This window comes from Hyphomicrobium zavarzinii ATCC 27496 (assembly GCF_000383415.1).
Classification (GTDB): Bacteria; Pseudomonadota; Alphaproteobacteria; order Rhizobiales; family Hyphomicrobiaceae; genus Hyphomicrobium_C; species Hyphomicrobium_C zavarzinii.
Genome location: NZ_KB911261.1, coordinates 64,132 through 77,708 on the forward strand (window position 1 = coordinate 64,132; position 13,577 = coordinate 77,708).

Here is a 13,577-nt window from a genome sequence, read left to right on the forward strand (position 1 = left end):
GATCAGGCCGTCTCCTGTCCTTCTTTGCCTGCGTCGGCACCGCCACGCGGGCCGCGCGGGCCGCGACGCTCGCGGCGCTCGCCATCGTCGCGGCGGGGGCGGGCGTTCTGGCCGTCGCCAGCACCTTCCGTTGCACGGCGCTCGGAGGCCATCGGGTCGTGCTCCATGAGCTCGCCCTTGAAGATCCAGACCTTGATGCCGATCACGCCATAAGCGGTCTGAGCGACGCCGTAGCCAAAATCGATGTCGGCGCGCAGCGTGTGCAGCGGCACGCGGCCTTCGCGATACCACTCCGTGCGCGCGATCTCGGCGCCGCCGAGACGGCCGGCGACGTTGATACGGATGCCGACCGCACCTGCGCGGAGCGCGGTCTGCACTGCGCGCTTCATGGCGCGGCGGAACGCGACGCGGCGCTCGAGCTGCTGGGCGATGTTCTCGGCGACCAGGGTCGCGTCGATGTCGGGCTTACGCACCTCGAGGAGGTTCAGGTGAACCTCGGAGGAGGTGAAGCGCGACAGCTCGGTGCGCAGCTTCTCGATGTCGGCGCCCTTCTTGCCGATGAGAACGCCGGGACGCGCCGTGTGAACGGTCACGCGGCACTTCTTGTGCGGGCGCTCGATGACGACCTTGGAGATGCCGGCCGTGCGCTGCTGCTTCATGATGTGGGCGCGGATGGCGCGGTCCTCATGAAGGAGCTTGCCGTACTCGCCACGACGGGCGAACCAGCGGCTGTCCCAGGTCCGGTTGATGCCGACGCGCAGGCCGACGGGATTGACTTTGTGACCCATTACTCGGCCTCCTTCTGAGCCGCAGCAGCCTTGGACTTACCGCCGGTCTTGGCTGCCTTCGCCTTGGTGGCGCCGGCCTTGGACTTGGCGTCCTTGGACTTCTTCTTGGGTGCCTCGGCCTCGGCTTCCGTCTCGCGAACCACGACGGTGATCTGCGAGAAGGGCTTCATGATCGAGAAGCCGCGTCCACGGCCGCGGGCCGCAAAGCGCTTCATGACCAGGTTCTTGCCGACGTAAGCCTCGGCCACCACCAGCGAGTTGACGTCGAGCTGATGGTTGTTCTCGGCGTTCGCAACGGCGCTCATCACGCACTTGCGCACGTCCTGGGCAATCCGCTTCCTCGAGAACTCGAGGTCGGCGAGCGCCTTGTCGACCTTCTTGCCACGGATCAGGCCCGCGACGAGGTTCAGCTTCTGCGGCGAGACGCGAAGGTTCTTCGCGATCGCGCGTGCCTCTTTATCGGAGAGGCTTCTTTCCCGGCTCGGCTTGCCCATTATTTCTTACCCACCGCTGCTTTCTTGTCGCCGCCATGGCCATGGAAAGAGCGCGTCGGCGAGAACTCGCCGAGCTTGTGCCCAATCATGTCCTCGGTGACGTTCACCGGAACGTGCTTCTGACCGTTGTAGACACCGAACGTGAGACCAACGAACTGGGGCAGGATCGTCGAGCGACGGCTCCAGGTCTTGATGACCTCATTGCGGCCCGACGAACGCACCTTCTCAGCCTTCTTGAGAATGTAGCCGTCGATGAACGGGCCTTTCCAAACTGCGCGTGTCACTCTCGTATCTCCTCGATCGTCCTGCTCGATGCTTAAGTAATTCCTGGTCGTGCTTCTTGCCGGAAAACCGCTTCACACTTTTCCGGAAGCACCCCGGTTACTTGCTCTTCGAGCGGCTTCTGACGATGAACTTGTCGGTCTGCTTGTTCTTGCGGGTCTTGAAGCCCTTGGTCGGCTTGCCCCATGGCGTCGCCCAGTGCTTACCGCCCTTGGTACGGCCACCGTTGGGATGGTCAATCGGGTTCATGGCGATCGAGCGAACGGTCGGACGGTTGCCCTTCCAGCGCGTGCGGCCAGCCTTGCCGGTCACCTCGTTGGTGTGGTCGGGGTTCGACACGGCGCCAACCGAAGCCATGCACTCGGCGCGGACCTTGCGGGTCTCGCCGGAGTTGAGCTTCAGAACGGCCCAGCCGGAGTCACGGCCGACGAGCTGCACGAAAGCGCCTGCGGAGCGCGCGAGCTGGCCACCGCCGCCGGGCTTCAGCTCGACGTTGTGCACGATGGTGCCGATCGGCATGCCGGCCAGCGGCATGGCGTTGCCGGGCTTCACGTCGACCTTGGCGCCGGAGACAACCTGATCGCCCACGGCCAGACGCTGCGGCGCCAGGATGTAGGACAGGTGGCCGTCCGCATACTTGATCAGCGCGATGAAGGCGGTGCGGTTCGGATCGTACTCGAGCCGCTCGACCGTCGCGACGACGTCGTGCTTGCGACGACGGAAGTCGATCAGACGATACGACTGCTTGTGACCGCCGCCGATGTGGCGCGTGGTGATGCGGCCATCGCTGTTGCGACCGCCGGTCTTGCGCTTGCCCTCGGTCAGCATCTTGACCGGACCACCCTTCCAGAGGTGGTTGCGATCAACGTGCACGAGGTGCCGCAGACCCGGGGATGTCGGACGGTATGTCTTCAGTGCCATGGGTTCGGCGCTCCCTTAAAGGCCCGTCGTGACGTCGATCGAGTGGCCTTCCTCGAGCGTCACGATAGCCTTCTTTACATCGCTGAGCTGGGCGCGGATGCCGCGGAACGTCCGCCGCTTGCCCTTGCGCACCAGAGTATTCACGGCCTTGACCTTCACATTGAAGAGGCTTTCGACAGCCCCCTTGATGTCGGTCTTGGAAGCGCCCGAGGCGACCTTGAAGATCACCTGGTTCGACTCCGATACAAGCGTCGCCTTCTCGGTAATCACCGGAGAGAGGATGACGTCATATGCCTTGAGCTTGTTCATCACTTCGCCTCCGCGGCTTTGGCCTTCACGTCGGCGAAGCGCACGTCCAGCGCCTCGACCGCGGCCTTCGTCAGCACGAGCTTCTCGCGACGGAGAATGTCGTAGACGTTGATACCGGCGATCGGCAGCACGTCGATGTGCGGGATGTTGCGCGCCGCGCGGGCGAACGCATCATCGAGCGCCGCGCCATCGATGATGAGCGCGCTCTTCCAGCCCAGCGTCGCGAACTGCTTCTTCAGCGCGCCCGTCTTGCCGTCCTTCGACGCCGCCTCGTCGATCACGACGATCTCGCCGGCCTTGGCCTTGGCGGACAGTGCGTGACGGAGCGCGAGCGCCCGGAACTTCTTGGTCAGGTCGATGGCATGGCTACGGGGCTTCGGACCGAACGCCTTGCCGCCGCCGCGCCACTGCGGGACCGACTTGTCGCCGTGACGGGCGCCGCCGGTTCCCTTCTGCTTGTACATCTTCTTGCCGGTGACCGACACTTCCGAACGGTCCTGGGCATGATGCGTACCAGCCATGCGCTTGAGCTGCTGGTAGCGAACGATGCGATGCAGAATGTCGCTCCGCGGCTCGAGCCCGTAAATGGCGTCAGCGAGCTCGATCTCGCCGGCCTTCTTCGCCTCGAGCGTGGTGACGTTGGCTTTCATCACGCCTTCTCCTTGTTAGCCGGCTTGAAGGCGCCGGGCTTGGGCACATCGGCGTGAGCCTTCTTCTTCACGGCATCGCGCACGACAACCCAGCCACCCTTGGAGCCGGGAACGGCGCCGCGGATCATGAGCAGACCGCGCTCGACATCGATCTTCGCAACGACGAGGTTCTGCGTCGTGACGCGCTCGTCGCCGAGATGACCGGCCATCTTCTTGCCCTTGAACACCTTGCCGGGGTCCTGACGCTGACCGGTCGAGCCGTGCGAGCGGTGGACAACCGACACGCCGTGCGTTGCGCGCAGACCGCCGAAGTTCCAGCGCTTCATGGCGCCCTGGAAACCCTTGCCCTGGCTCGTGCCGGTGACGTCCACGAACTGGCCGGGGACGAAATGATCAGCGGTGATCTCGGCACCGACCTCGATCAGGTTGTCCGGGCTCACGCGGAACTCGGCAAGCTTGCGCTTGGGCTCGACGTTCGCCACGGCGAAATCGCCGCGCTCGGACTTGGTGAGCCGCGAGGGCTTCCTCGTACCGGCACCAACCTGAATGGCCGTGTAGCCATGCTTGTCGGCCGTGCGCTGAGAGAGGACCTGCAGCTTCTCCAGCTTCAGGACCGTCACAGGCACATGCTCACCCGCATCCGTGAAGATGCGGGTCATGCCGACTTTCTGTGCAATCACTCCGGAACGCATTTGTTCGCATTCCTTCCTTTATATTCGCGGCCAACCCGGGGGAGACCCGGTCAGCGCGGCATCCTCTAGAGCTTGATTTCCACGTCCACGCCAGCGGCCAGGTCGAGCTTCATCAGCGCATCGACCGTCTGCGGAGTCGGATCGACGATGTCCAACATGCGCTTGTGCGTGCGCATCTCGAACTGCTCGCGACTCTTCTTGTCGATGTGCGGAGAGCGGTTGACCGTGAAGCGCTCAATACGGGTCGGCAAGGGGATCGGGCCCCGTACCTCCGCACCGGTCCGCTTCGCCGTGTTCACGATCTCGCGCGTCGACGCATCGAGAATTCGATGGTCGAACGCTTTCAATCGGATGCGGATGTTTTGGCCGTTCATTGTTCGAACCCGCTAAATGAGAGAAGCGCTCCAGCCCGGCGATACCGCCGCCCTCTCGAGCGCCTCTCGTCTTCTGCTACTCTACGATCTTGGTGACGACGCCGGCGCCGACGGTGCGGCCGCCTTCGCGGATAGCGAAGCGAACCTTCTCTTCCATCGCGATCGGCGAGACGAGCTCGACATCCACAGCGATGTTATCGCCCGGCATGACCATCTCGGTTCCCTCCGGCAGTGTCACGACGCCGGTGACGTCGGTCGTGCGGAAGTAGAACTGGGGACGGTAGTTGGAGAAGAACGGCGTGTGACGGCCACCCTCTTCCTTCGTGAGAATGTAGGCCTCGGCCTTGAACTTCTTGTGCGGCTTAACGGAGCCCGGCTTGGCCAGAACCTGACCACGCTCGACGGCGTCCTTGTCGATGCCGCGCAGGAGGCAGCCTACGTTGTCGCCAGCCTCGCCCTGATCGAGCAGCTTGCGGAACATTTCGACGCCGGTGACGATCGACTTCTTGGTGTCGGTGAGACCGACGATCTCGATTTCCTCGCCGACCTTGATGAGGCCGCGCTCGATACGGCCGGTGACGACGGTGCCGCGGCCCGAGATCGAGAACACGTCTTCGATCGGCATCAGGAAGGGCTGATCCTTCGGACGCTCGGGGAGCGGGATGTAGTTGTCGAGAGCGTCGAAGAGCTTGAGGATGGCTTCGTCAGCCAGCTCGCCCTTCTCGCCGAGGAGAGCCTTGATCGCAGCGCCGCGGATGACGGGAACGTCGTCGCCCGGGAACTGGTACTTCGAGAGAAGCTCGCGAACTTCCATCTCGACGAGGTCGAGGAGCTCGGGGTCATCGACGATGTCGCACTTGTTGAGGAAGACGACGATGTAGGGAACGCCGACCTGACGGGCGAGAAGGATGTGCTCGCGGGTCTGCGGCATCGGGCCGTCGACAGCGGACACGACCAGGATCGCGCCGTCCATCTGCGCGGCGCCGGTGATCATGTTCTTCACGAAGTCGGCGTGGCCGGGGCAGTCGACGTGTGCGTAGTGGCGGTTCTCGGTGGCGTACTCGACGTGCGAGGTCGCGATCGTGATGATCTTCGAAGCGTCGCGGCGGCCCTGTGCGGCCGATGCCTTGGCGACGTCGTCGTACGACACAAACGAGTTCGACCAGCCCTTGTCGGTCGAAACCTTGGTCAGCGCTGCCGTGAGCGTCGTCTTGCCGTGGTCGACGTGACCGATGGTGCCGACGTTGACGTGCGGCTTGTTACGCTCGAATTTAGCTTTGGCCATCGTAGGCTCTCCTTAAGCTCGTTCTCATCTTGCCCGGGTCAAACCGGATCTCTCTGCCTTCGTCAGGGCTCCATCAGGAGCCGCCGCCTCAGGCGTATTTCGCCTTGACTTCGTCAGCCACGTTCCGCGGAACGTCCGAGTAGTGCGCGAACTGCATCGTGTAGGACGCGCGCCCCGTGGACATGGACCGAAGCTGGCTGACGTAGCCGAACATGTTCGCAAGCGGCACGTAGGCACGAATGACCGTTGCGTTGCCGCGCATCTCCTGCGTGCGGATCTGACCGCGGCGAGAGTTGATGTCGCCGATGATCGAGCCGACGAAATCGCCCGGCGTCACCACCTCGACGTCCATGATCGGCTCGAGAATCTTGACGCCACCCTTCTCGCAACCTTCCTTCATGGCCGCGCGGGTCGCGATTTCGAACGCGATCGCAGAAGAGTCCACCTCGTGGAAGGCGCCGTCGTACAGCGTGACCTTCATATCCACGAGCGGGAAGCCGATCAGCACGCCGTTGTCCCAGACGGACTTCACGCCCTTCTCGACGCCCGGAATATATTCGCGGGGCACCGAGCCGCCGACGATAGAGCTCTCGAAGACGTTGCCCTTGCCGGTCTCGTTGGGCTCCAGCTTGAGCTTGACGCGAGCGAACTGACCCGTGCCGCCCGTCTGCTTCTTGTGCGTGTAGTCGATGTCGGCGGGACGAGCCAGCGTCTCGCGATAGGCAACCTGCGGCTGGCCGACGTTGGCCTCGACGTTATAGGTGCGCTTCAGGATGTCGACCTTGATGTCGAGATGAAGCTCGCCCATGCCCTTCAAGATGGTCTCGCCGCTCTCCTGATCGACGGAGACGCGGAAGGACGGATCCTCGACAGCCATGGTGTTGAGAGCGATCGCCATCTTCTCCTGGTCGGCCTTGGTCTTCGGCTCGATCTTGAGATTGATGACGGGCTCCGGGAACTCCATCTTCTCGAGGATGACGGGCTTGTTCGGATCGCAGAGCGTCTCGCCCGTGCGCGTGTCCTTGAGGCCCTGCAGAGCGACGATGTCACCCGCGTAGGCTTCCTTGATTTCCTCGCGGTCAGCGGCGTGCATGAGATACATGCGGCCCGCGCGCTCTTTCTTGTCGCGCGAGGTGTTCGCAAGCGCCATACCCTGCTCGAGCTTGCCCGAGTAGATGCGGCAGAACGTGATCGAGCCGACGTGCTCGAAGCTCATGATCTTGAAAGCGATCATGGCGAGCGGCTCGCTGTCGGACGGCCTGCGCGGGCTCTCCTCGCCGGTCTTCGGGTCGATACCCTTGTAAGCCTCGCGATCGAGCGGGCTCGGCAGGAAGTCGACGACGGCGTCGAGAAGGGTCTGGACGCCCTTGTTCTTGAACGCCGAGCCGCACAGCATCGGATAGAAAGCGCGCGTGACGGTGGCCTTGCGGATGAGCTTGCGCAGCGTAGCCTCGTCCGGCTCCTTGCCCTCGAGGTAGGCTTCCATGGCCGCATCGTCCATCTCGACGGCGGCTTCGATCATGGCGGCGCGGAACTCAGCGGCCTTGTCGGCGAGGTCGGCAGGGATCTCACCCTCGACCATCTTGGCGTCCTTGCCGTCACCTTCCCAGATGACGGACTTCATCTTGATGAGGTCGACGACGCCCTTGAAGTCGGCTTCGGACCCAATCGGAATCTGCAGGGGAACCGCGCGGGCGCCCAGCTTGTCCTTGATGTCGGCGAGACACATGAAGAAGTCCGCGCCGGTCTTGTCCATCTTGTTGGAGAAGATGATGCGCGGAACGTTGTACTTGTCGCCCTGGCGCCAGACGGTCTCAGTCTGAGGCTCGACGCCCTGGTTCGAGTCGAGCACGCAGACGGCGCCGTCGAGCACGCGCAGCGAGCGCTCGACCTCGATGGTGAAGTCGACGTGGCCAGGCGTGTCGATGATGTTCAGGCGGCGCTTCTTGCCGTCACGGCCGGTCCAGAAGCAGGTCGTAGCGGCGGACGTAATGGTGATGCCGCGCTCAGCCTCCTGATCCATGAAGTCCATCGTCGCGGCGCCATCATGCACCTCGCCGATCTTGTAGGACTTGCCGGTGAAGTAGAGGATCCGCTCGGTCGTCGTCGTCTTTCCAGCATCGATGTGGGCCATGATGCCGAAATTGCGGTAGTCCTCAATGGCGTATTGCCGGGCCATCTGTCATTCCCTTCGCGCTTCGGCTGCACATTCTGCAACCGCGCATTGTTTCCTTTGCGCAACCGCGCTCGTTTACCAGCGGTAGTGGGAGAACGCCCGGTTGGCGTCCGCCATCTTGTGAGTGTCTTCACGCTTCTTCACGGCCGTGCCGCGGTTAGAGGCGGCATCGAGCAATTCGCCCGACAGACGCTCGACCATCGTGTTCTCGTTGCGGCCACGCGCAGCCGTGATGATCCAGCGGATCGCGAGTGCCTGACGGCGCTCGGAGCGAACCTCGACCGGAACCTGGTAGGTGGCGCCGCCGACGCGACGCGAGCGGACCTCGACGGCCGGCATCACGTTGTCGAGAGCCTGGTGGAACATGGCGATCGGATCAGACTTCGCCTTCTGCTCCATGCGCTCCAGAGCACCGTAAACGATGCGCTCGGCGACCGACTTCTTGCCGTGAGACATCACCGCATTCATGAACTTGGTGATCACCAAGTCAGAATACTTGGGGTCCGGATTAACTTCGCGCTTCTCTGCACTGTGGCGACGGGACATGACGTCTTCCTGTCTCTTAATCTCTTCCGGCTCACACCCGGGCGAGCCACCTAGAACTCCGAGATCCCGTCTCACCGCGTCCTAGGCGGCTCGTCCGGGATACTCTGCAAAGCGTCCGCTTACTTCGGACGCTTCGCACCGTACTTCGAACGGCGCTGCTTGCGGTTCGCGACGCCCTGCGTATCGAGCACGCCGCGGAGAATGTGATAGCGAACACCCGGCAAGTCCTTGACGCGGCCGCCGCGGATCAGGACCACAGAGTGCTCCTGAAGGTTATGACCCTCACCCGGGATGTAACCGATGACCTCGAAGCCATTGGTGAGGCGGATCTTGGCGACCTTACGAAGCGCCGAGTTCGGCTTCTTCGGCGTCGTGGTGTAGACGCGGGTGCAGACGCCACGCTTCTGAGGGCACGCCTCCATGTGGCGCGACTTCTCGCGGTAGACCTTCGGGTTCCGGGGTTTCCGGATCAGCTGTTGTATCGTCGGCATAAAACGCCCCGCTTCTCGTTCGGCTCCAACCGCGTGTGGCAACCGAATGCTGCCTCTTCGTCTCGCTCGTGCTGCGCGTCCATGACAACGCATGCGCCAAACGAAAACTGCCGAGCCCCGGAGCCCCGGAAGCCTGGCACGGAAAAAACCAGAGGATCCTCCAGCTTACCTTTCGGCTTGCCGGCGATCGTGGTCCGAAAATGTCCTCTGCTTTGGGACGGTAGCGTTTAGGCGCGAAGCGCAAACAATGCGCGGAGATGGCCTACCACCTAACCGTGAGAGTGGCGTTCCTATATACAAACGCGGATTCCGGGTCAACACCTTGTGGCGATGCGATTGCAAGAAGTGATGATCGGTTTCGCACAGACGCGTGCGTGATGTGCATTTTTGCGGAAAACATGGCCCCCGGCCCGTGGCGTTTATCATAGGAATGACGTTTTTTCCGCGCCAAATCCGCCCGCGCGGGTGGGCTGTGGGGAGAGCCAAATCAGTGTTTCGCCCGCGGCGCTTAACGAATCCTGCGGGGCTCGCCTCGTGAACGCAGCAAAATTGCGGGTTCTGCCCGTAGAACTGGAAAATTGCGGGCTTTGCCCGCCGGGGGTGCGCGCCCCGCCATTTCCGATAGGGTCTTATCGGCACGGAGGGCGCTCATGCCTCCTTTCTTCGACGCATCGGCCTTGGCCGGGCAGACGCGGCCCAATCTCTGGCAGGCGGGACTGCTCATTCTGGGCTTTATCGTTGTCGTAACCATTCCGACGGTGCTGCTTTGGGGCACAGCGGGCGCTTTAGCCGCAGGCTTACTCGTCGCCCTCATCTGCCCTTTGGCGACGCGGATGCCTCCCGAAGCGGTCATGCGCCTCTATCAGGCGACTCGCGTGCCGCGTGACGAGAGCCAGCTTTCGAGTCTCGTGGACGTGCTGGCGTTTCGGGCCGGCCTGCCGCGCCGCCCAGAGTTGTACGTCATTCCGAGTATGACGCTGAACGCGTTCGCGGCCGGATCCCGCGATCATTCGGCGATCGCTGTCACCGAAGGGCTTCTCAGACGCCTTTCGCTTCCCGAAACGGCGGGCGTGCTGGCCCATGAGATGGCCCACATCCGCAACAACGACCTCCTGGTGATGGGGCTCGCCGACGTCATCACGCGCGTTCTGCAGCTCCTGAGCTACGTCGCGCTCGGCCTCGCGCTGTTCAATGTGTTTGCCTACCTGCGCGGCGAGGACATGATCTCGTGGTGGGCCGTGCTGCTTCTCTATCTGGCGCCCGCCCTTTCCAGCCTTTTGCAGCTTGGCCTTTCCCGCGCCCGCGAATTCGAGGCCGATGCGCAGGCGGCCAAGCTGACCGGCGATCCGGCCTCGCTCGCGTCGGCGCTGAAGCGGCTCGAGACCTATACGGGGCATTTCTGGGAGGATCTGATGTTCCCGGTTCCGGCCCGGCGGGTGCCGCATCCCTCGCTCCTGCGTTCGCATCCCGAAACGGAGGACCGGATTCGGCGGCTTCTGGCCCTGGAGGGCGCGCCCCAGCCCGCGTCCGGAGGGCATGCGCCGCTCGTGATCGTCGAGCAGCCGATGTTCTCGCTGGTGGGCTACGGTCCGGGCGATATGCGCCCCCGCTACCGGTGGCCCGGGCTGTGGTTCTGACTTTCCGCCTATGCCCCTCCGCAGCGCGCGTCCTGCTCCCCGCCGGCAGTGGGCGGGCGAACCGGGGATGTGACGGCCGTGGCCATTGCGGGCGCGCACTTTTGTGCGTATCAGCGGCCACATGGACAGTCAGAACCACGCCGCCCCGCCGCCGCCCCGCTCGACGCTGAAGCTCGAAGCGATTCCCGATCTCGTTCAGCGCCTGCGCGCCGGCGAACGCCGGGCCATTGCGGCCGCAGTGACGGAGCTCGAAAAACTGTCGGCTAGCGCGCCGCCGCTGCTCGAGGCGCTGCAGCCCTACCTCGGCAAGGCGCTGGTTGTCGGTTTCACGGGGCCGCCCGGCGCGGGCAAGTCCACTCTGGTCAACGCCGTGATCGCGCACGTGCGCTCGCTCGGCGGCACTGTCGGCGTTATCGCGGTCGATCCGTCGAGTCCGATCTCGGGCGGCGCGATTCTCGGTGACCGTATTCGCATGACGGCCGCGCTCGACGACGACGGCGTGTTCGTGCGGTCGCTCGCGAGCCGCGGCTACCTCGGCGGTCTTTCTCCTGCAGCGGTTCGCGTGATCGATGCGCTCGACGCGGCGGGCTTCGATCTCGTGCTGCTCGAGACGGTCGGCACCGGCCAGAGCGAGATGGACGTTGCGGAAGTGGCCGACGTTCGGGTCGTCATCTCTGCGCCGGGTCTCGGCGACGACATCCAGGCCATGAAGTCCGGCCTTCTCGAGATCGCGGACATCCTCGTCGTCAACAAGGGCGACCGCGAGGGCGCGGAGCTCACGCTGCAGCAGCTTCTCGGTGCGCTTTCGATTCGTTCGATGAGATCTCACATCCCGGTGCTCAAGACGACTGCGACGACCGGAGACGGCGTACCGGAGCTGGTGAAGACCATGAAGGAGGTCGGCTCGCGCGGCGGCGCGGCTGGCCCCATGGCGCGGCGCCGCCGGCGTGCGCGCTACCTGATCGCGCGGGCGGCTGCGGATATCGTGGCGCGGCGCGTGAAGGAGGACGTTGGCCGCGAGATAGACGGCCTCGCCGACGACGTGCTGTCGGGGCGCGTGAGCCCGGACGTCGCCGCGAGCAAGCTGCTGTCACGCTAGGCTTGTAACTGTCGTTTGGACTGCACGGTGTCTAGACCCCGGCCTGCGCCGGGGTGACGGCTTTTCCTACGAAGGAACCGCAGTCTACACCCCGATGTCCACCCCTATGGAAGTCGGGCTTCGGACACGCCGCAGTCACAGAGGTAAGAGCTTCCATCCAAAAGGGGCAAAGGGGCGATCCGTCACCCCAGCGCGGCGCGGAGCATCCAGCCGATCAGGAACATGAGCCCCATGCCGACGCCGAGAATCAGGCTGCGGTAGCGGCGGAAGAACGAGTGGACGGCCGGTGGCTGGACGATGCGCTGCGTCGTTGCAATGTCGTCCTCGACCGGAAGCCTGACGGTCGCCTGCGCATGCTCCGGCTTCAGGATGCGGGTCGGTGCCTCGTCGGCTGCGACGGCCGTGGGATCCGCGACGACCTTCACCACGAGGACGGTGGTGTTGTCCTGATCCGGTATCTTCTTCGCCGATACGGCCGCGATGAGGTGCTCGGCCATGACCTCGGGCGAGGCCTCGCGGTTGGCGTAGACGATATCGCCGATCTCATCGCCTTCGAGCGTGGCAATGCCGTCGCTCGCGAGAATCAGCCAATCGCCCTCTGCGAGGGGATAGGGCTCGGCCTGCAGATCCACGATCTCGATCGGCTTGCCGGTGAGCGCCGAGCGCAAGGCGTTGCGATAGGGATTTTTATGCGCCTCGGCGGGTGAGATCTTGTTGCGGCGTGCCTGCTCGTCGAGGAAGGCGCCCAGCGAATGATCGGCATTGAGGCGAAGCACCTCGGGCGCTCTAAAGAGCAGCAGCAGCGAATCTCCGACGCTCGTCCAATGCAGGCCCGCGCGATCGACCCATGCGGCGACGAGCGTGCATCCCATGCCGCGCAGATTGCCGTTCCGGGCGACGCGGGCGGCGATGGCGGCATTCCCCGCCTCCAGCGCGGCCCGGAGACGCTCTCCGGTTTCGCCATCGGCGCCGGTGAAGGTCTCGACGAACGTGCGCGCGGCCAGCTCACCCGCGATCTCGCCGCCGGCGTGCCCCCCCATTCCATCGGCGACCACTGCGAGCAGGCCGTCGCCGCGTCGGGTGGCGGCTTGGGCTCCGGATGGCCAGATCTCGAAGGCGTCTTCTTGATTGGCACGGCTTCCGGTCGTGGCTCGGGCTGCGCCTGCCACGAGCCATGTCATGCGTCGTGAACCTCGCTCGACCAATCGAAGTCCGGCCCGCAGCACGCGACGAAGCGGAATGTCGTGTTGCCGATGCGGAAGAGATCGTTCGGAATGAGAACCGTGGGAGCGAGCACCGGCTTGCCGCCCAGCCGCACGAGGTTCGACTTACCGCCGTGCTGGAGATAGAAGGTCCGCGTCTCGTCGTCGTAAGTGATGAACGCGTGCTCCTCGCGCGAGATGCTCTCATCGCCGAAATCGAGGCAGATGCGCTGGCTCGGCGCGCGGCCCACAGAGTTCATGCCGACGAACACCGGGCGGAAGCCGCCGCGGCCCGGTCCCTTGACGACGACGATCCAGCCAGCAACCGGATCGTTCGTATCGACCACGCCTTCGCGCACGTATTGCGTCTTGGCCTGCTGTTGAGGCTTGAGCGCCGGGCTTGCGGGCAGGGGACCGCCGCCTGCCTGGCCCTGGTTGCCGACAAGGCGCGTGGTGCCGATCACGGAGCCGCCACGCGGGGGCGTGGGGTCGACGCCGAAACCGCCCTCCGCCACGTCCGGACGCATGACAAGGCGGGTCTTCTTGTTGCCGTCGCTGTCGTCGTCTCCCGGATACCGTGGATCGTTGCTCATCGTCAGGTCTCCTTGATCTTTCGGCAGCCAAATCGCCA

General features: G+C 64.2%; 16 protein-coding genes. 2 read left to right on the top strand and 14 right to left on the bottom strand.

What is annotated here, in order from left to right:
• Nucleotides 1-2: 2 nt before the first annotated feature.
• The 12 genes from rpsC to rpsL all read right to left on the bottom strand — a co-directional run bounded on the left by rpsC (nt 3) and on the right by rpsL (nt 9,008).
• A complete protein-coding gene (gene rpsC, locus F812_RS0117885) occupies nt 3-788 on the bottom strand; it encodes a 30S ribosomal protein S3 (RefSeq protein WP_020087363.1) in 786 nt (261 codons plus the stop codon).
• Nucleotides 788-1,282, bottom strand: coding sequence for a 50S ribosomal protein L22 (gene rplV, locus F812_RS24510; RefSeq protein WP_020087364.1), 495 nt, complete (start codon nt 1,280-1,282; stop codon nt 788-790). Before rplV ends, rpsC begins: the two co-directional genes overlap by 1 nt.
• Nucleotides 1,282-1,566 (bottom strand): 30S ribosomal protein S19, encoded by a 285-nt coding sequence (rpsS, locus tag F812_RS0117895; protein WP_020087365.1) that lies wholly within the window; start codon nt 1,564-1,566, stop codon nt 1,282-1,284. Before rpsS ends, rplV begins: the two co-directional genes overlap by 1 nt.
• Nucleotides 1,567-1,663: 97 nt before the next feature.
• Nucleotides 1,664-2,485, bottom strand: coding sequence for a 50S ribosomal protein L2 (gene rplB / locus F812_RS0117900; protein WP_020087366.1), 822 nt, complete (start codon nt 2,483-2,485; stop codon nt 1,664-1,666).
• A gap of 15 nt (nt 2,486-2,500) precedes the next feature.
• Entirely contained in the window at nt 2,501-2,794 is a 294-nt protein-coding gene (locus tag F812_RS0117905) for a 50S ribosomal protein L23 (protein WP_020087367.1), read from the bottom strand.
• Nucleotides 2,794-3,444: a 50S ribosomal protein L4 gene (gene rplD, locus F812_RS0117910; RefSeq protein ID WP_020087368.1), complete on the bottom strand. Its 651-nt coding sequence runs from the start codon at nt 3,442-3,444 to the stop codon at nt 2,794-2,796. Before rplD ends, F812_RS0117905 begins: the two co-directional genes overlap by 1 nt.
• On the bottom strand, nt 3,444-4,136 hold the full coding sequence (gene rplC / locus F812_RS0117915; protein ID WP_020087369.1) for a 50S ribosomal protein L3: 693 nt from the start codon (nt 4,134-4,136) through the stop codon (nt 3,444-3,446). Before rplC ends, rplD begins: the two co-directional genes overlap by 1 nt.
• A 65-nt stretch (nt 4,137-4,201) precedes the next feature.
• On the bottom strand, nt 4,202-4,510 hold the full coding sequence (gene rpsJ, locus F812_RS0117920; RefSeq protein WP_020087370.1) for a 30S ribosomal protein S10: 309 nt from the start codon (nt 4,508-4,510) through the stop codon (nt 4,202-4,204).
• A gap of 76 nt (nt 4,511-4,586) precedes the next feature.
• Nucleotides 4,587-5,795: an elongation factor Tu gene (tuf, locus tag F812_RS0117925; protein WP_020087371.1), complete on the bottom strand. Its 1,209-nt coding sequence runs from the start codon at nt 5,793-5,795 to the stop codon at nt 4,587-4,589.
• A gap of 88 nt (nt 5,796-5,883) precedes the next feature.
• Nucleotides 5,884-7,974 carry an elongation factor G gene (gene fusA, locus F812_RS0117930; RefSeq protein ID WP_020087372.1) on the bottom strand — a complete coding sequence of 697 codons (2,091 nt, stop codon included), beginning with the start codon at nt 7,972-7,974 and terminating at the stop codon, nt 5,884-5,886.
• Nucleotides 7,975-8,046: 72 nt separating this feature from the next.
• Nucleotides 8,047-8,517 carry a 30S ribosomal protein S7 gene (gene rpsG, locus F812_RS0117935; RefSeq protein ID WP_026868242.1) on the bottom strand — a complete coding sequence of 157 codons (471 nt, stop codon included), beginning with the start codon at nt 8,515-8,517 and terminating at the stop codon, nt 8,047-8,049.
• A 119-nt stretch (nt 8,518-8,636) separates the two neighbouring features.
• Nucleotides 8,637-9,008 carry a 30S ribosomal protein S12 gene (gene rpsL, locus F812_RS0117940; protein ID WP_020087374.1) on the bottom strand — a complete coding sequence of 124 codons (372 nt, stop codon included), beginning with the start codon at nt 9,006-9,008 and terminating at the stop codon, nt 8,637-8,639.
• Between the two features lie 650 nt (nt 9,009-9,658).
• On the opposite strand from rpsL, the gene F812_RS24515 reads away from it, so the two are divergent.
• Nucleotides 9,659-10,645 (top strand): zinc metalloprotease HtpX, encoded by a 987-nt coding sequence (locus F812_RS24515; RefSeq protein WP_020087375.1) that lies wholly within the window; start codon nt 9,659-9,661, stop codon nt 10,643-10,645.
• 121 nt (nt 10,646-10,766) lie between these two features.
• Complete coding sequence (gene meaB / locus F812_RS0117950; protein ID WP_020087376.1) at nt 10,767-11,744, top strand: methylmalonyl Co-A mutase-associated GTPase MeaB; 978 nt, start codon at nt 10,767-10,769, stop codon at nt 11,742-11,744.
• 182 nt (nt 11,745-11,926) lie between these two features.
• On the opposite strand, the gene F812_RS24520 is transcribed toward meaB, so the two are convergent.
• Both F812_RS24520 and F812_RS26165 read right to left on the bottom strand, forming a co-directional pair.
• The gene (locus F812_RS24520) at nt 11,927-12,925 is read right to left on the bottom strand and encodes a PP2C family protein-serine/threonine phosphatase (RefSeq protein ID WP_020087377.1); all 999 of its coding nucleotides are present in this window, start codon (nt 12,923-12,925) and stop codon (nt 11,927-11,929) included.
• A complete protein-coding gene (locus F812_RS26165) occupies nt 12,922-13,539 on the bottom strand; it encodes an FHA domain-containing protein (protein ID WP_020087378.1) in 618 nt (205 codons plus the stop codon). The genes F812_RS24520 and F812_RS26165 overlap by 4 nt, the downstream gene beginning before the upstream one ends.
• Nucleotides 13,540-13,577: the final 38 nt, after the last annotated feature.